A 17,307-nucleotide genomic window follows, 5' to 3' on the forward strand; every position below is an offset into this window, starting at 1 on the left:
TCGAACATCGCCCGCGCCTGCCGACGCCTGGCAGCAGACCCGTATCAGGCCGTCGGCCTGATCCTGGAAGGATGAAATAGCAGGTCACCGCCCTGACGGTCAACAACTACGGGACCCTGACGGGCACTCGAAGGCGAAACGAAGTACAGCTATGGAACGTATTCCGGTCGTCTCCACGCCCTGACGGAGATCGGCATCAACGGCGTGTACGAGAACGATCGTGTCGTGAACCAGGAAGCCATCGACCGCAGAAATCAAGCGCGAACAGACGCTTTCGCGGTCGCGCAAACGATCGTCACCGGCTTCGCGTCCGCCCACCCGGGTGGGATGGTCACCGGCCCGCTCGTCTACTCGACCGGGGTGCTGATTTCCAGTGACATCATCAACGCCGAGGGCGCGTACGTGGGGCACTATCAACAGGTCGACGGGGTCGATCTGTTGTCGACGAGTGGTGGTACAGGGGTCGCAAACTCGCACTCCTACAATGTCCTGAAAACACTCGTCGAGACGAACATCGTTGAAGTAGAACAAATCCCTGAAAACTGGACAGACCGTGGAACTCTCCTGCCAAAGACAGAGCTATCCGAATCTCAGCTTTCCGACGATCTAGAACGTGTTGTCGAAGAATCCGGAGTCGCCGATATCAGCCGGTTCAACCAATGGGTCGAACGCGGAGAAAAGGACACGACCGACCACTTCGGCGGGACGACAGAAATGGGAACTGACCTGTTCAACGACGTACTCATCAACAACGCACTCAAGAATGGTATCGACAAGTGGGAGCACAACGCGTGAAAGTCAACAAAGGCGTCAAATATCGACTAGTCGTCGGTTCCGCACTGCTCTCATTCACCGCAGCAGCATGCACTCCCGCGGTCGAACCCACCGGCGTCCCGGCCATCTACGAACCCCCACCCCAGGTGCGCGGCGGCACCATCGTCTGGTCCGCCGCACCCGAGATCGACCTCTTCGACCAACGCGGACAACTCATCCGCGCCGCCCAGGAATCGAAATTCATCGCCTACTACGGCGGACTCACCACCACCTACCCCGGTTTCAACACAGCCCTCAGCCGCGACTACGCCCGAAAAATCAACACCCGCACCGACCAGTACTTCGCCGGCACCATCCGCGCCCACATCCTCCAGATACTCGACACCGACACCGGGTTCAAAGCAACCGTCTGTCTACAGAAATCGAACTTCGCGCTCCGCTGGCCCGACGGCATCTACCACATCCACAACGCATCCGGTCGTGACGAATTCGTCGAATTCATCTCCGACAACCCCGATGCTCTCGAGCAACCTCCGCATACAGATCCCCCATCATCGCCGCACACACCTCCCACTTCCACTTCCACTCCCACCCCCGACACCGACTATCAGTGGGCCGCTCCCACCGAAGACCTGTTCACTGGAACCGGATGGACCATCAACCTCGGCTCCGACCTCGGCGAACCATTAGCGCGCTGCGAAGCATGGGGCCGCAGTATCGAGCCGAGCGTTCCACCGGACTCGGCAGAACTCATACACACCACAGTCCCACCCGAAACCCTGCCCGCCTACCCCGGCTGGTGAGAAAGGAAAACCATGATCTACCCGGAAGAACTGTCCTCCACCGTCCGGAGAGTTCAGGACGAGATCGAGGCCATCCGCGGACGCGGAACTGCGGATGGGATCGTGATGACGGTGACACCCACCGGACAGATCATCGACGTCGACATCCCCGTCAGCTCCTACAGCCTGTCACCACGCGAACTCGCCTCCCGCCTCATCGCGGCGCACACCGCCGCCCAAGGGGATGCGGACGAACAGGCACGATCGGCGCGGTCCGTACTCGCCGACGATCCACGGATCCGGCGGATCATGACGGCAGCACACACGCCCGATCCGGAGCCGCGTCGTCGACCGGAACCCCGATACGACGGCGGGCCGCGGCTACACCCGGGATTCGAGAATCGCTGGTGAACACCCCGTGAACAACAACTGGCCGCAGCGAGAATATCAGCTGCGACCAGAGGTAACGAAAGAATAACTTGGGTCTCCCGAAGTTCGTAAGGCCCGGTGCCCGTGAACTCGATCACAACGACAACCGGAGCTCACAGAAGGAATACACGGCTCACAGAGCTACCGGCGTGCCGGTCGCGCTGTGAACCGTGCAGCGGCCCTGTGAGCCTGCCGCGACGCCCGGGTGACTCATGGGGCGGCCCCACTCAGAAGTCCTCGTCGATGCACGCCAGGCGGTCTCCGGCGGTCCCGGCCTCGCCCGGTCCGGTCATCGTGTGGTGGTCGTGGATCACCACGGACCGTGCCTCACCGTCGCGGAACTCCCAGTCGACGGTGCTCGACGCCTGTGCGTCACCGTAGGCGTCGGTGGTGATGTCGAGCCATACCTCGTTCTGCGGGTTGGCGTAGGCCGGATCGGTGGACGGCGAGTCCGGTGTCGCAGCCGGGTCGGGGTTGTTCTGGTAGTGGGGTCCCGAGTCGGCGGGTTCGGGTCCGCACGGCTGCGTGTGCACGTGCACACCGAAGGCGCGGTTCGGTTCCAGGCCGGTGACGGCGAGGGTGACGGTGGTGCGCCCGTCCTCGTCGTCGGAGTCGATGTCCACGGTGGAACCGACGGGCACCGCCTGGTCGTCGTAGGTGAACGCGTCGGCGTCGGCGGTCTCCGGCAGTTGAAATGCGTCACCGCTCATGCCCGGCGCCGGTGTGGGCAGAGTGGTCGCGGTGGTGGTCGTGACGGGTGGGGTTTCCACGACGGCCTCGTCACCGTCGTCGCTGCAAGCGGCGGTGACGAGCGCGGCGAGGCACACACCCGAGATCAGGGCTGTCCTTCTCGTGTTCATGCACGAAGGTGTACCCGCCGGGGTCGTGCCGCAACCGTCGACGGCGGCGTCAGCCCTGCTTCTGCTCGGCGGTCACGGCGAGCGCCGCCTGTACGGTCGCTTCGACCGCAGCCTTGTCGACACCGGATGCAGCCAACGGGCCCTCCCCGTTCTCGTGTTCGAGAAGAGCGAGAAGGATGTGTTCGGTACCGATGTAGTTGTGCCCGAGGCGCAGCGCCTCCCGGAACGTCAGTTCGAGCGCCTTGCGGGCGTCGGCATCGTACGGGATCAGTTCGGGGATCTCGTCGACACGGGCGGGGAGGGTCGCGCGCACCGCGGCGCGCAGGTCGTCGAGGGTGACGTTCTGGGCGGCGAGCGCACGGGCGGCGAGCGCCTCCGGTTCCGTGAGCAACCCCAGGACGAGGTGGCCGGGGGTGATCTCGGCGTTGCCGGTGGCGCGTGCCTCGTTCATCGACGCGGCCGCGACGTTGCGGGCGCGCGGGGTGAAGCGGCTGAATCCCTGGGCGGGATCGAGATCGTTCTCGTTCTTGGGTACGAATCGTTTCTGGGCGGCCTGTTTCGAAACGCCCATGCTGCGACCGATCTCCGACCAGGAGGCGCCGGAACGGCGGGCCTGGTCGACGAAGTGGCCGATGAGGTGATCGGACAGTTCACCGAGGTGGTCGGCGGCGATCACGGCGTCCTGGAGTTGGTCGAGGACGTCGGGATGGACCTTCTTGATTGCGTCGATCAGGTCGTCGAGGCGGATCGGATTGGTGGGGCGCGTCGGTTCAACCATGCGTCAACCATAAGTTGACGGCACCAGGCTGGTCAACCCCGAGTTGACGGCCGCGTCAACTCCTCGATCGGGGATGTGACGCGGCCGGAAATCTCAGTACAGCGGACCCCCACCGAAAACACTGCGATGCGAATCCGGCTGGTTCCCTTCGACGTCCGTCACGCCGTAGTCGACGCCCGCCTCGGCGGTGATGAGTGTGTGCCCGTTGCGTTCGTTCACCTTCGGGTCGTTCGCGAGGGCCACGATCACCCGCCCGATGAACTCGGGTGTCTCCGCGTTCGCGAGGGGAAACCCCTGGAAATCATCGCGCCCGCGGGCGATCATCGCCTCGTTCTTCACCAGGCCCGGCCACAGCGACAATGCCGTCACACCCGTGTCACGCAGGTCGACGGCCATGTCGGCCGCCATCTTGTCGAGCCCGGCCTTCGACATCCCGTACAGCACCGAATGCAGGTACCCGCGGGTACCGAACGACGAGATGTTCACGAGCATGCCGCCACCGCGCGCCACCATCAGCTTCGCGGCCTCCACCGAGGCCACGTAATGGGCGCGCAGCCCCACCCCGATGAGGCTGTCCCAGTCGTCGACCGGTCGTTTCCAGAACGGATCGGAGAAGCCGGCGAAGCCGGGCGGGCTCGCCCACACGTTGTTGACGAGCAGATCGAGTCGGCCGTCCTGTTCGTCGGCGATCCGAGTGAACAGCGCCCGGATCTCGTCGTCGTCGCGATGATCGCACTGCACCGCGATGCCCTCACCGCCGCGCGCCGTCACCTCCGCGGCGGTCGCGTCGAGAGGTCCGTCCACCCCGACCGGGCCGCGCGCCGTGACATACACCGTCCATCCGTCGGATCCGAGCGCGCACGCGATCCCCTTGCCGACACTGCGGCTGGCGCCGGTCACCAGCGCCACCTTCCGATCCGTCACAGGAACTGCACCACCTTCACGTCGTCGGTGACGGGACGCTCGATGGTCCAGAGCATCGTCACGTGGCACTTGGAGATCTTCCAGTCACCGTCTTCGAGGACGTACTCGTCGGCGTACTCGAGCGCGGTGACCCGTTCGGCGCGCCCCCGCACATCCACCTGCCGGAACCGCAGCGTCCACTGCCCGGTCGCGGTATCGGATCCGGTCAGTTCGATGCTCGGGTGCATGCCGTGATGCATGTCGAGGACGACGTACCGTTCGTCCATCTTCTCGAGGGCGATGCGGGCGTAGACGTCGACGAGCCCGTCCGCGTCGTCGAAGCTGCCGAGCGCAGGTCCGTAGTGGATATCGGCACCGCGTGCGACGAAGCAGTCGCGCATCGCCTTCGGGTCCTTGGCGTCGCACGCCCTGAGATAGCGATGTTTGAGCATCTTGATGTCTTCGAGTGCCTCGAGACGCGCAAGTCTCTCCTCGACGGTGGTCATGCCACTCCTTCCCCGAGACGCGCCTGTCGCGACCCGGCCCTCACATCCCCGGCACAGCAGGAACCTGTTCCAGAACTACCGGGCGGGGTGGCGCCGGGGCAAGGGTGTGGCCGGTGGCCGGGAACATGGACGCCCGATCGTCGCCCGCACCGGTTCGCACTCTCGCGGACCCCGAGGCTCGACGCGGCTGCAATTGTCGGGGCGCGAAACACTTCGGCCCGCGCGAAGCCGTGTGTCGCTACGCGACGCTCGCCGGGGTGCCCTTCACTTCGTCCGCGTGCCAAGTGTCCTCGACCATGCGCGGCTTGCACGCCTGGAATGCCGCGAGCAGCAGGATCGCGACGGCGACCGCCATGAACGCGAACGACGCCGTCCAACCGGAAGTGAGGTCGTGGAAGACACCGAAGAGCAGCGGGCCGAGGCAGGCCGCGCTGTAGCCGACGCCCTGTGTGAACCCGGACAGGGCCGCGGAGCCGACGTGGGTGCGCGACCGCAGGTTGATCAGGGTCAGGGCCATCGGGAAGGTGCTCGGCCCCAGACCGAGCAGCACCACCCACAGAATGGGCGCGCTCATCGGTGTGATCCACAGTCCGGCGAACGCGATCAGGAAGCAGGTAGCGCAGGCCACGACGACGGGGAACGGGTTCTCCAGCCGCGCGCACAGCGCGGGGGCGCCGAGCGCGGCGACCAGGCCGAGCAGCGAGAACAGCCCGACCATCGCACCACCGAATGCCGCGCTGGCACCGGCGTCGGTGAGGATGTCGGGGATCCACGCGAACATCGAGTAGGTGACCAGCGACGTCATCCCGAACATGCCGGCCATGCCCCACCCGACCGGCGACCGCCACACCCTGCCGGGGGCGTGCTGTTCGACCGCGGGTGCGTCGTGGACGTCGCTGCCGCGACGTCGCAGCAGGACACCGATCCACGGGAACGCTGCCGCGAATCCGACCAGTGCCCACACGCCGAGGGAGACGCGCCACCCGAAGGCGTCGGCGAGGGGGACCGCGACGAATGCGGGCACGATGGTGCCCAGCTGCACGCCGACGATGTACACCGAGCTGACGAGGGCCAGCCGGTCGGAGAAGTAGCGTTTGACGAGAGGGGGGATGACGACGTTGCCGATGCCCATGCCGCCGAGTGCGACACCGGACAGGATCAGCAGGCTCCAGGTGTCCGTCATCAGCGCGCGGGTGGCCATGCCGATCCCGGCGAGCAGCATCGCGACGAGCGCGGTGCGTTCGAGTCCGAGCCGCCGGCTGATCATCGGGGTCGCGAGACCGAAGATCGCGAACATGGCGGTCGGCACCATGCCGAACACACCGACGACGGTGGACGAGAAGCCGATCTCCTCGCCGATCATCGAGGCGAGAGGACTGAACGAGGTGACGGCGAGCCGCAGGACGAGCGCAGACATCGCGATCGCACAGAACACCAGCAGACGACCACGAAGCACACTCACGCGACAAATCATAGGATGATGGGATGACTTTGGGAAAACCGATTCGGCGCCCCGGCCTGATCGAGCAGGTCACCGACCAACTACGCACCGAGATCTGCAGCGGACGCTGGGCCGTCGGTGACCGCATCCCCACCGAACCGCAGCTGTGCGAGTTCACCGGAACAGGCCGCAACACCGTCCGCGAAGCCGTGCAGGCCCTCGTGCACAGCGGCCTCCTCGAACGCCGCCAGGGATCCGGCACGTACGTCGTCGCCACCTCTCCCGTCGGCGGCACCCTCGGCAGATTCTTCGCCACCGCCCACGAGAACGATGTTCTCGAGCTTCGGCAGGCCCTGGACGTCACCGCCGCCGTCCTCGCCGCGCGCCGCCGTACCCCCGACGATGCCGCGCGGCTCGAGCAACTCCTCACCGAACGCACCCGACTGTTCGCCGGCTCCGACGTCGACGCCGCCGTCGACACCGACGTCGCCCTGCACCGCGGCATCGTCGAAGCGAGCCACAACGCCGTCTACCTCGAGTTCTACGACTCGCTGCTCCCGACCATCCGACGCACCATCGACCGGCACGTCCGCGTCACCGGGCTCACGTTCGAGACCGAGCACACCGCGCTCGTCACCGCGGTCATCGACGGCGACGAGGGCGCCGCCGTGCGCGCGGCGCGGGCGTTGTTCGCGGAACTCACCGCCTGAACCCTCGCTCGGTTGCCAGTTCGGTCGACGGCCACCGGTGTATCGGTAGCCGACCACCTAACCTGATCCGCATGGGCCCGATGATCCGCGCTGCCAGTCTGCGGGGATTCGCAGTGTTGGTCGACGAACTCGGCGGCGATCCGGATCGACTGCTCGACCGGTTCGGGATGTCGCAGCAGATGATCGCCGACGATGAAGCGCTGATCCCCATCACCGCACACGATCTGATGCTCGACGCCGCCGCGGCCGAACTCGACTGCCCCGACTTCGGCCGCCGCCTCGCGGTCCGCCAGGACCTCACGATCCTCGGGCCGCTCGCGCTCGCCATCCAGGCGTCCTCCACCGTCGACGACGCCCTCGGGTGTGCATCGCGCTTCCTGTTCGTGCACAGCCCCGCGCTCAGCGTCGCCGTCGAAGCCGACCCGTACGGACAGCGCGGGATCGTCTCCCTGACCTACCGCAAGGATCTGTGCGAATCGGTGTACTCGCAGCAGGGCATCGAACTCGGTGTCGGGCTGTTCTTCCGGATCGCGGAACTGCTCGTCGGCGGACGCATCGGCCTGCGCTCCGTGGAGTTCCCGCACGGCCCACTGTCGCCCGTCGACGACTACGTCGAGTTCTTCGGATGCGACGTCCGATTCGAGCGACCCGCCGCGTCGCTGCGGGTCGAGCGGCGGGTTCTCGAGGCCCGGTTCGAGGATGCGAACGAGACGATCCGGCAGATCGCCGTCCGATTCCTCACCGAGAACTACTCCGACCCGCACCGGCAGACCCGCGGTCGGGTACGCCGCGTCGTCGCCGAGCGCCTCGCGACGACGCCGTCCCTCGCCGATGTCGCCCGGCTGTTCGCGGTGCATCCGCGCACGCTGCAGCGTCGGCTGGCCGCCGAGGACACCACCTTCGAAGCGCTTCTCGACGACGTCCGGCGCGACGCGGCGTACCGGCTCATCACCACCGGCGATCTGCCGCTCGTGCAGGTCGCCGAACTCGTCGGGTTCACCGAGCAGTCCACACTCACCCACGCCGTGCGTCGCTGGTACGGCGTCTCGCCACGGCGGCTCCGCGCCTCGACCACCACCGAACTGTCGCGCTGAAACAAGTTTTTCGGATCGGGAGGCTGCAAGCTCCATCACAACGGCAGGACACACGCAGGAGTGATCACATGGTCGAACCAGTTCAGGCGACGAGCTCGAACCTCACCGTCATCGGCGCCCGACCCATCCCCGAATTCGACGGTGTGCACGACGTGTGGCCACGCGGCGAACGGTTGCGGGCCGTACGCGAGGCGGCGACGGCATACAAGAAACGGTTCACCTCCCAGGGACAGGTCCACGCGGTGAAATCCGTGGACATCGCCGCCGCGCCGTATCCCGTCGGTTACGCCTTCCACGACGCCGTGTCGGTGCCGACCTTCCCGCTGATCTCCATGATCAACCGGATGATCGTCGTCCAGTACGACGACTGGAACGGCACGGCGCGCACCCTCGTGTTCGAACCGACCGTGCCGGACGGATCCGCCGAAGCCCCGTTCTACAGCAACCTGCAGCGCCTGATCGACAGGATCCCGGGCGGCAACCTCGCGTCGAAACTCGTGCTCGAGTACTACACCGAACCCGACCTGGCCCTCGCAGCCGTCGGATTGACCGCGGACGACGTCGACTTCTGCACCTTCGATCACCTGCACGTCCAGGATCCGCGGATGATCCTCGGTTCGACGGAGATCATTCCCGGTGAGAATGCGCCGCGGCCACCCCTGTTCGGACACGCACAGATGCTCGTCCACAGCCGCGAACTCGCCACCCTCCAGTCGCTGCACCCCATGCAATGGGCCTGGTACGTCGACGGCGGACTCGGCGGTGTCGACCCCGACAAGTTCGTCACCTTCGACGGCGACATCGAACTCGGACCCGGCATCTCGCTGCTGTGGACACCCGGCCACACCGACGGCAACCACTCCCTGCTGCTCAACACACCCGACGGGGTGTGGGTGTCATCGGAAAACGGTATCTCCCTGGACAACTGGCAGCCCGACCTGTCGAAGATCCCCGGGGTCCGCCGCTACCACGAGAAGTTCGGGCGGGAAGTGTGCCCGAACGCGAACACCCTCGAGGACTCCCTCGACCAGTACGATTCGATGGTCAAGGAGAAAACACTCGCCGACCCCTGCAAGAACGATCCGCGCTGGCTGCAGATCCTGCCGTCCACCGAACTCGCCCCGTGGAAACGATTCTGGCCGGTGGTTCCCACCTACGTCCACGGCGGGATCTCGTACGGTTCCATCGAGAGCGGTCTGCGATGAACCGGGCGCACGCGGGTGCCGTCGTCACCGGTGCCGGTCGCGGACTCGGCCGGCAGATCGCGCAACTCCTCGTCGAACGCGGGTACCGCGTGCTCATCACCGATGTGGACGAGGCAGCCGCGCAGGCGGCAGCGGGAGAACTGGGCGGTGGAGCCACGGCCATGGCCGTCGACGTCCGCGACCGCGCGCAGGTCGAGGCCGCACGCGAGGCGCTCGTGGCCCGCGCCGGACGGCTCGACGTGTGGGTGAACAACGCCGGAGTGTTGATCACGGGCCCCGCCTGGGAACAGGACACGACCGCGCACCGGATGATGCTCGAGGTCAATGCACTCGGCACGATCAACGGCACCCTCGCCGCTATCGACGCGATGCGCGGAGAGGGCGGACACATCGTCAACATCGTGTCGCTCGCCGGCCTGACATCCGTTCCCGGCGAGGCCGTGTACGCGGCATCCAAGCACGCAGCACTCGGTTTCAGCCTGAGCACCATGGCGGATCTGAAACTCGCCGGCATCACCGACATCGACATCTCCTGTGTGTGCCCGGACGGCATCTGGACACCCATGCTGTTCGACAAGTTGGACGACCCCGCGTCCGCACTGTCGTTCTCGGGTGTGCTGCTGCAACCCGAGCAGGTAGTGGCCGCGGTCGGCAAGGTCCTCGACGCACCACGACCTGTGACATCGCTTCCCCGCTGGCGCGGCGCGATCTCGCGGTTCGCCGTCGCGTTTCCGAGACTCGGTCTGCGCGCGATACCCCTCGTCGTCGCGCAGGGTCGGCGTGCCCAACGGGCGCTGCTCACATCGGGCGGCCCGCGGCCACGGAGGTGACGACGACGGGCGCTGTGCGTCGCGAAGACAGGTCCGGTGTAATGCAATCCGTGCGCGATGCGATGTACCGGTCGTGAAGAATACGCGTCGATTCGTCTCCGTCGCCGCTGCCGGTCTCATGGGCGGCGCAATGTTCCTGGTGGCGCCCGGTGTGGCCGGCGCCGCCGAACCGTGCCAGCTCGGATGGTCGAATGTGGGCCCCCGCAGCTGCCAGATGAACGAGGTGCGGGCCGCACCGGTGCTGACCCTGGGCGACGGAATCTGTGCGGGCATCTTCAGTGCGTCGGGTACCGCATACGACGGACCGCTGTGGGAGTACTCCCCGGCTCCGGGCGCCACCCACGCCATCGATCTGCGGATCTCGCAGGGCTTCTCACCGCTGGGCGAGTGGGCACCGACCATCCTGGCCTGTGACGTCACCGTCGTCGTCGACTGGCACAACCTCGACACCGGGCACACCGGCACCGTGAGCCGGTTCGTGCCCGCGCATCACACGAGCACCCGGCCGATGAACGTGCAGGTGTACACGGGTCCGGGTCGGGTAGCACTCACTCTGCGGACCGACCGGCCGAGCATTCCGGTTTCCACGGAAGTGGTCGTTTCCTGACACACCGCACCGGCTAGGGAGCCACGCCCCCACCCGACCTGCGATGCTGCAGCCACGCCATCGCGGCACCGCACGCCAGCAGCGACACCACGGACACGCTCACCGACAGCACCGTCCACGCGCTCGGGCCCGAAGGCGCCGAGCTGTACGCGGTCCAACCGGTGTCGTCGGTGAGCGGGGTGTAGGACGTCCACCCGAATTCCACCATCAGCGGCAGCGACATCACCGCCGGCAGCGCCAGTGATGTCGCTGTCACCGGTGCGGTGGACGGCAGCGCCGCCACGATCGTGTACGCGGCCGCGAACGGCACACCGAACAGCATCGCCGCCATGTGGACGGTGTCCCACGGCGAATGCTCGAAGACGGCCGATGCAGCACACAACGCCAGCAGAGCGATCCCCGCGAGCGGTATCGGACGGCGACGGGCGAGCCACGTTCCGAACGCCACGAGCACCACCGGAACCAGCAGCATCGGCCACACGGCGGGAACCCATTTCTCCGCATCGCGGAGCGACACGAACAGTGCGGCACCGGCGAGGAGCACCATCCCGGTCCTCTGTCGCAACCACAGCGCCGCAACGATCACGACCGGCACCACCACGACCCCGAACCACCACCGCCCACCACCGGCATCGTTCGTCGACGAATACAGGGCGCGGTCCAGCGACCAGTACAGCACGACGGCGACGACGGACAGCACTGCACCGACGACCGGTTCGCGGATGTCCCACCGCGCCACGGCGTCACCCGCCGGGTCGAGCGCACCCGACACCGACGCGGCGACCAGCGCGGCGACGACGAGCACGGCCGCCCACAGCCACACCGGGTTCGCGGGTTGTTCGCTCACCGCGACGTACTCGGCGTACCGGCCGGGAACGGCCGCCGCGAACTCGCGGTACTCGGCGATCGGCACTGCTGTGCAGAGCCCGGCGACGACAGCACCGGACAACGCGGTCTGCCGCTGCAGCCGTTGCGGACCGAGGCACAGCACCGACAGACCGCCGAGCAGCAACCCGGCACCGATCGTCGCGAAGTGGATGTCGTGACTCCACGCACCCGGCAGCGCGACCACCCCCGTCAGGACGCACCCCAGCAGCAGTACGGTCACCACCTGTCGACGCCGCCGACACAGCATCGCGACGAGAACGGCCGCGACGGCACCCACCGCGACAGCGGTCACGTCGGCATCCGACAGCGAACCGCCACCGAAACCGATGGCATCGACATAGGTTTCCTCGCTCGGCGCAGCCAGAACCACACCGGCCGTGAAACCACCGATCACCAGCAGCAAGTAGCGGAACGCAGACACCATCGTGCGATTGTCGTCGACGCATCGGCCGGGGACCGGCAACACGCCGACGACGCTGCCGTCACCGGCGTCGCTGTCGCGTCGGGTCGTCGGTGCTCACGATCGCGATGCTCACGATCCCGGTGGGACGACCCCCGGCTGCGGTCAGAAGCCCCACGCCGATCCCAGGTCCACCGATCCCCATCCGGAGCCGCTGCTCGATCCGCTGCTGCCCGACCCGCTGCCCGACCCTCCGTTGTCCGCGCATCCGGTGACGTTCGTGGTGAAGAGAGCGAAGGTCTTGGTGACCGGATCCCAACCCTTGTCGCGGGTGTCGGGGCCGAGAGTCACCTGATACGTGACGGTGTGTGCGTCGGCACCGGCATTCGGTAGCAGAGCCAGGTCACGCAGGCCGATCGTCGCGGTGGTGTAGACGGGTTCACGATCCCGCACGTATCCGACACCCGGATTTCCCGGAGTCGAAGCCTGGAAATGTGGCTCATCGGCGTCGGTCGCCAGACCTCGGCGCCCCACTGTCCGTGAGGTGGGAGTGCCGTCGATCGTCACGTTGACGACGAGTCCCGCAGTCGACCAGATGCCGGGCTGTCCCGCGAGGGACGCCGGGTCCTCGTCGTCGACGATGTAGTCGACGATGTACGTGGCGTTGGTGGTGTTGCGGGTGTGGAAGGTGACCTCACACAGGTTGTTTCCCTCGGCCCAGAACTGCACCGGCCCCTCACGCAGTCCCGGCTCCTCCTGCGCCGACGCCGCGCCCGGCGACATGAGGGCGGCGACCGGTTGCCAACGCAGTCACAGCAACGACGTGTCGAACTCGGTTCATGAAGTCTCCTCTGCCCGATTCTCGATTGCTACAGTGTGCGGCCCGGGCTGCGCGTGTGTACCGGGAACCGCGAATCGGAGGCAGATGATCCGAACATCCGTCACCGAACGACGAATCCGGTCGCGCGCGACGGTCACCGTCGCCCTCCAGAACCGCTGCCGTTCAACGCCGCAACTCGACCTCGTCGCCCATGTGCCCCAGTTTCTCGGGGTTCGCGATGCCGTAGATGTGGGTGATCCTGCCGTCGACGACCACCAGACTCACCGCGACCGAGGCACCCCGCGCGGACAGTCGCGCGCCCGGCATCCCGTTGATGTGGGCGCCCGCCACCTCGAAACCCCGGACCTTCGGATAGTGGATCAGCAGCGACGCGAGTCGTTCGGCACCCACGATCGGTGTGCGCGACGCCGGGGCCAGTCCACCGCCGTCGGCGATCGCGATGACATCGGGTGCGAGCACGTCCATCAGTGCCTGCATGTCGCCGGTCGTGACGGCGGCGAGGAATCTCTCGACGACCGCCGCCTGCTCGCCGGGATCCACGTCCATCCGTGGTCGGCGCGCAACGACGTGTCCGCGTGCCCGATGCGCGATCTGCCGAACCGCTGCCGGTGACTTCCCGACGGCGTCGGCGATCTCGTCGTACGGCACGTCGAACACCTCCCGCAACACGAACACCGCGCGTTCCGTGGGGCCGAGCGCCTCGAGCACGGTGAGCATCGCGGGTGGAGACGTTCTCGGCCAGATCGAGATCGTCGGCGACATCGCCACCGGTCAGAACGGGCTCGGGCAGCCAGTCACCGATGTACTCCTCGCGACGCCGCGCCGTGGATCGCAACTGGTTGAGCGACAGGCGCGTGACGATCCGGACCAGGTAGGCCCGAGCGTCGTGCACCTCGGTCCGGTCCGCAGCGGCCCACCGCAACCACGCGTCCTGAACGACGTCCTCGGCGTCGGCCGCCGAACCGAGCATCTCGTACGCGACCGTGAAGAGCAGACTGCGGTGGGTGGCGAAGGGGTCGTCGGTCACGACGTCGACGCTACGTCGAGCGGCGTGAGGTCGCAGCTCGCCGCGAACTCCTGCGATTTCACCCCGAACGCAATGTTGGAGCGCGTCGCGAAGTTCGCGAACGCGATGAACGACGTGAGTTCGACGAGTGCCGCCGGACCGAGTGCGTCGAGGAGCCGGGCCGACAGCTCGTCCGAGACGGTCGGCGGTGTCTGCGACATCGCCTCCGCGTACTCCATGACATCGCGTTCGAGCGGTGTGAACACGTCCGAGTCGCGCCACCGCGGCACCTCGTGTGCCTTGCGGACGTCGAGCCCCTTGTTGTGCGCCTCGAAATAGCCGTAGTCGAGGCAGAATTCGCATCCGACGAGACAGGCGACGGCCATCTGGGCGAACACCTTCAGATTGCCGTCGCATCGATCCCAGGCGTTGACCCTGCGACCGACACCGAAACTGAAGTTCATCACCTTGCGGTGGTGCCACAGGACGCCGAGCCCGTCGGGCACATCGCCGGTCATCCGTCGTGCCAGGCGCCGGACGAGCGCGCCGTAGAGGCCGGTCATCTCTGCTGCCGGGATTCGCGTGGTCATCGTTACCTCCGTTGTGAGTGCCGTCGACATGAAGACACCGGCCGCGGCGCGGATGTGACATCCGGTCGGACGACAGGCGCAACGGATGCGGCGCCGACGGGGATTCGCGTAGTCGACTACGCGTGGCAACACCGCCGTCGCGGGGCACAGTTCGTGTCGTGTGGGGGATCCTGCGAGAAAGAGATCGGGACCGATGAAGACCTACGAAGTCCAGGCGGGCGACACCCTGTTCGGTATCGCGCGCCGCGAGTACGGCGACGGCACGTTGTATCCGGTGATCGCACGGCAGAACCATCTCGCCGACCCGAACGTCATCGATGTCGGGCAGCAACTGCTGATCCCGTACGTGACGTTCCGGCACCGCATGCACGCAACCGATTCGATCGGTACACGGAAACAGATCACCGAGCTCCACTACGGGGTCACCGACAGTTCCACACAGCTCGCCTGGGAGATCGTCAACGGCGTCGCGCAACGCGAGATCCAGCGCGGCGCCTGGCTTCTGATGCCCGAGCTGGGCGACGTCGGTCACCACACCGTCGTCGCCGGCGAAACCCTCGCCGGGTTGGCGGCGCGCTGGTACGGCGACGACCATCTCGCCCTGCTGATCGAACTGGCGAACCATCTGCCGGACGGCACCGTCACACCCGGTCAGGTGCTGATCGTGCCGGGGCTGAATCGTCGGCACCGGGTCTCCGGCGACACCCTCGAATCCCTGTGCAGGTTCGAGTACGGGGACGCGGACGTCGCGACCCGGATGGCCGTGGTCGCCGCGGCGAATCGCATCGCCGAACCCGACGCGCTGTTCTCCGGGCAGACTCTGGTGTTCCCCAGTTGACGGTCAGCGCGCAGAGCCGGCGGTCGGGGCGGTGAGGAACGTCGTCATCGTGTAGTCCTTGTGCGGCCCGCTCACCTTCCACTGCACGGTCCATCGCACGACGGTCGAGGCCGGCGCATCCGATTCCACAGCGGTGATGCGCCCGACGTAGACATCGGCGCCGCAGGGATGCTCGACCTGTTCGCCCGGAGCCCACGGGTGGAAGAAACGACCGTCCTCGAAGGTCACGATCCACGCACCGTCGCGGAGCACGACATGCAGGTTGCGGAACACCTCGAGTTCGCGGCCGTCGCTGTAGAGGATGCCTTCCTCGTGCCACCGGACGTGCTCGTCGGATTCGGCGACGAGATCGGTGTGCCCCACGACGGTGCTCTGGGCACCGGCCAACCGGTCGTCGATGGTGCGGGTGAAATCCCACCGGCCGACGAGCGCCAGCGGATCCAGTGTGTGCGGGGCGGTCACATCCTCCAAGGGTAGCCGGGTAGTTCCGGCGGTTCCGATGGTTTCCTGCGGCCGTTGTTGCGACCGCGGGAAACAGTTCAGTCCGCGGGAAACAGTTCAGGTCGCGCGGTGGGTGATGGCGGTCGCCGAGTGTCCGATCGTCGCGGTACCACCGACCATGGTGTCCATGAACTTCCCCTGTTCCCGCATGCCTCGCAGGGCGGCGCGCTCACGTCCACCGGGCCTCAGCGCTGCCGCAGAACGGATGAGGTTGAGCGGCAACCGGATCAACGGGTACCAGGGCACGACGAACCTCGGCAGCCCCAGGGCACGCATCGCGCTCGGTCCGAGAAATGCCGCGGTGATCGAAAGATGCTGCGAACGAGCGATTCTGCGTCGCGTCCCCCGTAGCGTGCGGTAATTCCACGACAGCGGATCATCGATCATCGGGACGGAGAGTTGTTTCGTGGTCTCGTCGGGCGTGGACAACGCGTACGACGTGTGGAGCAGCACCCGCACGCAGTCACGGAAGTCGTCGGGCACGAACTCGTCGTCGACGCCCATCAGCAGCCCCACGTACCGGGTCAGGTGTGCGACCGCTTCGTACTCGGCGGGCCGGTTGATCATTCCCACCCCGATGCCACCCATGACGGGCGCGACGAGCGCACCGACGAGGGTGGCCGCCATGTCGGTCTGGTTGATCGGGACACCCCAACGCTCGGTGCTCCAGTCCGGCATGGCCGCGACGTGACGGCGGACGATCGCGTGGATGAGCCGTACGTGGACCGTCGAGCGGTAGCCGGCGCCGAACGGCCTCAGACCACCCTCACCGATGACGTCGAGCGCCCACTGCGAGGTTTCGGCGAACCGCGCGTTCGACCCTTTTTCGAGCGCACCGGTGCGCAACAGGGTCTGGTTGAATCCGGCGAACAGGTAGCCGCCGAGCAGCGCCACGTCGCGCGCGATGTAGAGACCGTCGGCACCGCCACTGCGCATCACCCGCGCCCCGAGTTCGATCTTGTCCCAGTCGACCAGGTCGGACACCGCCTCGACCTCGGTGAAGAACTCGCGGAGCGGCGCGGGTGCGTCGTCGATGCTGTCGATTCCGGCGGCGAGGGCCTTCTCGAACAGTGCCCGTGCCGGGCCCGAACCGGTGGTGTACATCCACTCGACCAACCGGTCGGCGGGTGCGTCGCCGACGAGGAGGCATTCGCCCATGCGGCGGAACTGCGCGGCGTCGGGGCGGTGCAGACCCAGCATCGAACCGAATGCCCTGATTCCGGTCGGGACGTTGCAGGGCGTGCTGGGGTGACGTGACGGGATTCCGGTGCCCATGCGGCGCCCTTCCGACGATCCGACGTATTGACAACAGATGTTGTCAGGT

The 17,307-nt window shown here is 66.8% G+C and carries 19 protein-coding genes and 1 pseudogene; 9 read left to right on the forward strand and 11 right to left on the reverse strand.

Annotation, left to right across the window (positions count from 1 at the left end; genetic code table 11):
• The first annotated feature begins 225 nt into the window (after window positions 1-225).
• From LDQ05_RS00005 to LDQ05_RS00015, 3 genes are read left to right on the forward strand one after another with little or no spacing between them, the layout of a single operon-like run.
• Complete coding sequence (locus tag LDQ05_RS00005) at window positions 226-795, forward strand: hypothetical protein (protein ID WP_226434843.1); 570 nt, start codon at window positions 226-228, stop codon at window positions 793-795.
• Complete coding sequence (locus LDQ05_RS00010; protein WP_226434844.1) at window positions 777-1,577, forward strand: hypothetical protein; 801 nt, start codon at window positions 777-779, stop codon at window positions 1,575-1,577. Before LDQ05_RS00005 ends, LDQ05_RS00010 begins: the two co-directional genes overlap by 19 nt.
• A gap of 12 nt (window positions 1,578-1,589) precedes the next feature.
• Window positions 1,590-1,967, forward strand: coding sequence for a YbaB/EbfC family nucleoid-associated protein (locus LDQ05_RS00015; RefSeq protein ID WP_226434845.1), 378 nt, complete (start codon window positions 1,590-1,592; stop codon window positions 1,965-1,967).
• 245 nt (window positions 1,968-2,212) lie between these two features.
• On the opposite strand, the gene LDQ05_RS00020 is transcribed toward LDQ05_RS00015, so the two are convergent.
• The 5 genes from LDQ05_RS00020 to LDQ05_RS00040 all read right to left on the reverse strand — a co-directional run bounded on the left by LDQ05_RS00020 (window position 2,213) and on the right by LDQ05_RS00040 (window position 6,506).
• On the reverse strand, window positions 2,213-2,845 hold the full coding sequence (locus LDQ05_RS00020; protein WP_226434846.1) for a superoxide dismutase family protein: 633 nt from the start codon (window positions 2,843-2,845) through the stop codon (window positions 2,213-2,215).
• A 49-nt stretch (window positions 2,846-2,894) separates the two neighbouring features.
• The gene (locus LDQ05_RS00025; RefSeq protein WP_226434847.1) at window positions 2,895-3,623 is read right to left on the reverse strand and encodes a Clp protease N-terminal domain-containing protein; all 729 of its coding nucleotides are present in this window, start codon (window positions 3,621-3,623) and stop codon (window positions 2,895-2,897) included.
• Window positions 3,624-3,716: 93 nt separating this feature from the next.
• On the reverse strand, window positions 3,717-4,547 hold the full coding sequence (locus LDQ05_RS00030) for an SDR family NAD(P)-dependent oxidoreductase (protein ID WP_226434848.1): 831 nt from the start codon (window positions 4,545-4,547) through the stop codon (window positions 3,717-3,719).
• Complete coding sequence (locus LDQ05_RS00035) at window positions 4,544-5,032, reverse strand: nuclear transport factor 2 family protein (RefSeq protein WP_226434849.1); 489 nt, start codon at window positions 5,030-5,032, stop codon at window positions 4,544-4,546. The genes LDQ05_RS00030 and LDQ05_RS00035 overlap by 4 nt, the downstream gene beginning before the upstream one ends.
• Before the next feature lie 238 nt (window positions 5,033-5,270).
• Window positions 5,271-6,506 carry a CynX/NimT family MFS transporter gene (locus LDQ05_RS00040; RefSeq protein WP_226434850.1) on the reverse strand — a complete coding sequence of 412 codons (1,236 nt, stop codon included), beginning with the start codon at window positions 6,504-6,506 and terminating at the stop codon, window positions 5,271-5,273.
• Window positions 6,507-6,517: 11 nt separating this feature from the next.
• Here LDQ05_RS00040 and LDQ05_RS00045 point away from each other — a divergent pair, with 11 nt between their 5' ends.
• From LDQ05_RS00045 to LDQ05_RS00065, 5 genes are all read left to right on the forward strand, one after another.
• Entirely contained in the window at window positions 6,518-7,183 is a 666-nt protein-coding gene (locus tag LDQ05_RS00045; protein ID WP_226434851.1) for a FadR/GntR family transcriptional regulator, read from the forward strand.
• Between the two features lie 71 nt (window positions 7,184-7,254).
• Complete coding sequence (locus LDQ05_RS00050) at window positions 7,255-8,277, forward strand: AraC family transcriptional regulator (RefSeq protein WP_226434852.1); 1,023 nt, start codon at window positions 7,255-7,257, stop codon at window positions 8,275-8,277.
• 68 nt (window positions 8,278-8,345) lie between these two features.
• On the forward strand, window positions 8,346-9,482 hold the full coding sequence (locus LDQ05_RS00055) for an MBL fold metallo-hydrolase (protein ID WP_226434853.1): 1,137 nt from the start codon (window positions 8,346-8,348) through the stop codon (window positions 9,480-9,482).
• On the forward strand, window positions 9,479-10,312 hold the full coding sequence (locus LDQ05_RS00060) for an SDR family oxidoreductase (RefSeq protein WP_226434854.1): 834 nt from the start codon (window positions 9,479-9,481) through the stop codon (window positions 10,310-10,312). Before LDQ05_RS00055 ends, LDQ05_RS00060 begins: the two co-directional genes overlap by 4 nt.
• A gap of 73 nt (window positions 10,313-10,385) precedes the next feature.
• Window positions 10,386-10,919 carry a hypothetical protein gene (locus LDQ05_RS00065; protein ID WP_226434855.1) on the forward strand — a complete coding sequence of 178 codons (534 nt, stop codon included), beginning with the start codon at window positions 10,386-10,388 and terminating at the stop codon, window positions 10,917-10,919.
• Window positions 10,920-10,932: 13 nt separating this feature from the next.
• Here LDQ05_RS00065 and LDQ05_RS00070 read toward each other — a convergent pair whose 3' ends face one another.
• The 4 genes and pseudogenes from LDQ05_RS00070 to LDQ05_RS00085 form a co-directional block, all read right to left on the reverse strand.
• A complete protein-coding gene (locus tag LDQ05_RS00070; RefSeq protein ID WP_226434856.1) occupies window positions 10,933-12,231 on the reverse strand; it encodes a hypothetical protein in 1,299 nt (432 codons plus the stop codon).
• A gap of 141 nt (window positions 12,232-12,372) precedes the next feature.
• On the reverse strand, window positions 12,373-12,990 hold the full coding sequence (locus tag LDQ05_RS00075) for a hypothetical protein (RefSeq protein ID WP_226434857.1): 618 nt from the start codon (window positions 12,988-12,990) through the stop codon (window positions 12,373-12,375).
• 220 nt (window positions 12,991-13,210) lie between these two features.
• Window positions 13,211-14,075 (reverse strand): annotated as a pseudogene (locus tag LDQ05_RS00080) (RNA polymerase sigma-70 factor).
• Window positions 14,072-14,644 (reverse strand): carboxymuconolactone decarboxylase family protein, encoded by a 573-nt coding sequence (locus tag LDQ05_RS00085; RefSeq protein WP_226434858.1) that lies wholly within the window; start codon window positions 14,642-14,644, stop codon window positions 14,072-14,074. The pseudogene LDQ05_RS00080 and the gene LDQ05_RS00085 overlap by 4 nt, the downstream one beginning before the upstream one ends.
• Window positions 14,645-14,837: 193 nt before the next feature.
• On the opposite strand from LDQ05_RS00085, the gene LDQ05_RS00090 reads away from it, so the two are divergent.
• Window positions 14,838-15,482, forward strand: coding sequence for a LysM peptidoglycan-binding domain-containing protein (locus LDQ05_RS00090; RefSeq protein WP_226434859.1), 645 nt, complete (start codon window positions 14,838-14,840; stop codon window positions 15,480-15,482).
• Between the two features lie 3 nt (window positions 15,483-15,485).
• Here LDQ05_RS00090 and LDQ05_RS00095 read toward each other — a convergent pair whose 3' ends face one another.
• Both LDQ05_RS00095 and LDQ05_RS00100 read right to left on the reverse strand, forming a co-directional pair.
• A complete protein-coding gene (locus tag LDQ05_RS00095; RefSeq protein ID WP_226434860.1) occupies window positions 15,486-15,944 on the reverse strand; it encodes a DUF6314 family protein in 459 nt (152 codons plus the stop codon).
• 96 nt (window positions 15,945-16,040) lie between these two features.
• Window positions 16,041-17,258 (reverse strand): oxygenase MpaB family protein, encoded by a 1,218-nt coding sequence (locus tag LDQ05_RS00100; RefSeq protein ID WP_226434861.1) that lies wholly within the window; start codon window positions 17,256-17,258, stop codon window positions 16,041-16,043.
• Between the last annotated feature and the right edge of the window lie 49 nt (window positions 17,259-17,307).

The organism is Rhodococcus yananensis (assembly GCF_020515525.1).
Classification (GTDB): Bacteria; Actinomycetota; Actinomycetes; order Mycobacteriales; family Mycobacteriaceae; genus Rhodococcus; species Rhodococcus yananensis.

Coding starts and splice junctions, on each gene's coding strand:
- LDQ05_RS00060 (WP_226434854.1), top strand. CDS start 9,479: ATGAACCGGGCGCACGCGGGTGCCGTCGTCACCGGTGCCGGTCGCGGA.
- LDQ05_RS00100 (WP_226434861.1), bottom strand. CDS start 17,258: ATGGGCACCGGAATCCCGTCACGTCACCCCAGCACGCCCTGCAACGTC.
- LDQ05_RS00085 (WP_226434858.1), bottom strand. CDS start 14,644: ATGACCACGCGAATCCCGGCAGCAGAGATGACCGGCCTCTACGGCGCG.
- LDQ05_RS00020 (WP_226434846.1), bottom strand. CDS start 2,845: ATGAACACGAGAAGGACAGCCCTGATCTCGGGTGTGTGCCTCGCCGCG.
- LDQ05_RS00090 (WP_226434859.1), top strand. CDS start 14,838: ATGAAGACCTACGAAGTCCAGGCGGGCGACACCCTGTTCGGTATCGCG.
- LDQ05_RS00055 (WP_226434853.1), top strand. CDS start 8,346: ATGGTCGAACCAGTTCAGGCGACGAGCTCGAACCTCACCGTCATCGGC.
- LDQ05_RS00040 (WP_226434850.1), bottom strand. CDS start 6,506: ATGATTTGTCGCGTGAGTGTGCTTCGTGGTCGTCTGCTGGTGTTCTGT.
- LDQ05_RS00015 (WP_226434845.1), top strand. CDS start 1,590: ATGATCTACCCGGAAGAACTGTCCTCCACCGTCCGGAGAGTTCAGGAC.
- LDQ05_RS00050 (WP_226434852.1), top strand. CDS start 7,255: ATGGGCCCGATGATCCGCGCTGCCAGTCTGCGGGGATTCGCAGTGTTG.
- LDQ05_RS00025 (WP_226434847.1), bottom strand. CDS start 3,623: ATGGTTGAACCGACGCGCCCCACCAATCCGATCCGCCTCGACGACCTG.
- LDQ05_RS00070 (WP_226434856.1), bottom strand. CDS start 12,231: ATGGTGTCTGCGTTCCGCTACTTGCTGCTGGTGATCGGTGGTTTCACG.
- LDQ05_RS00045 (WP_226434851.1), top strand. CDS start 6,518: ATGACTTTGGGAAAACCGATTCGGCGCCCCGGCCTGATCGAGCAGGTC.
- LDQ05_RS00035 (WP_226434849.1), bottom strand. CDS start 5,032: ATGACCACCGTCGAGGAGAGACTTGCGCGTCTCGAGGCACTCGAAGAC.
- LDQ05_RS00075 (WP_226434857.1), bottom strand. CDS start 12,990: ATGTCGCCGGGCGCGGCGTCGGCGCAGGAGGAGCCGGGACTGCGTGAG.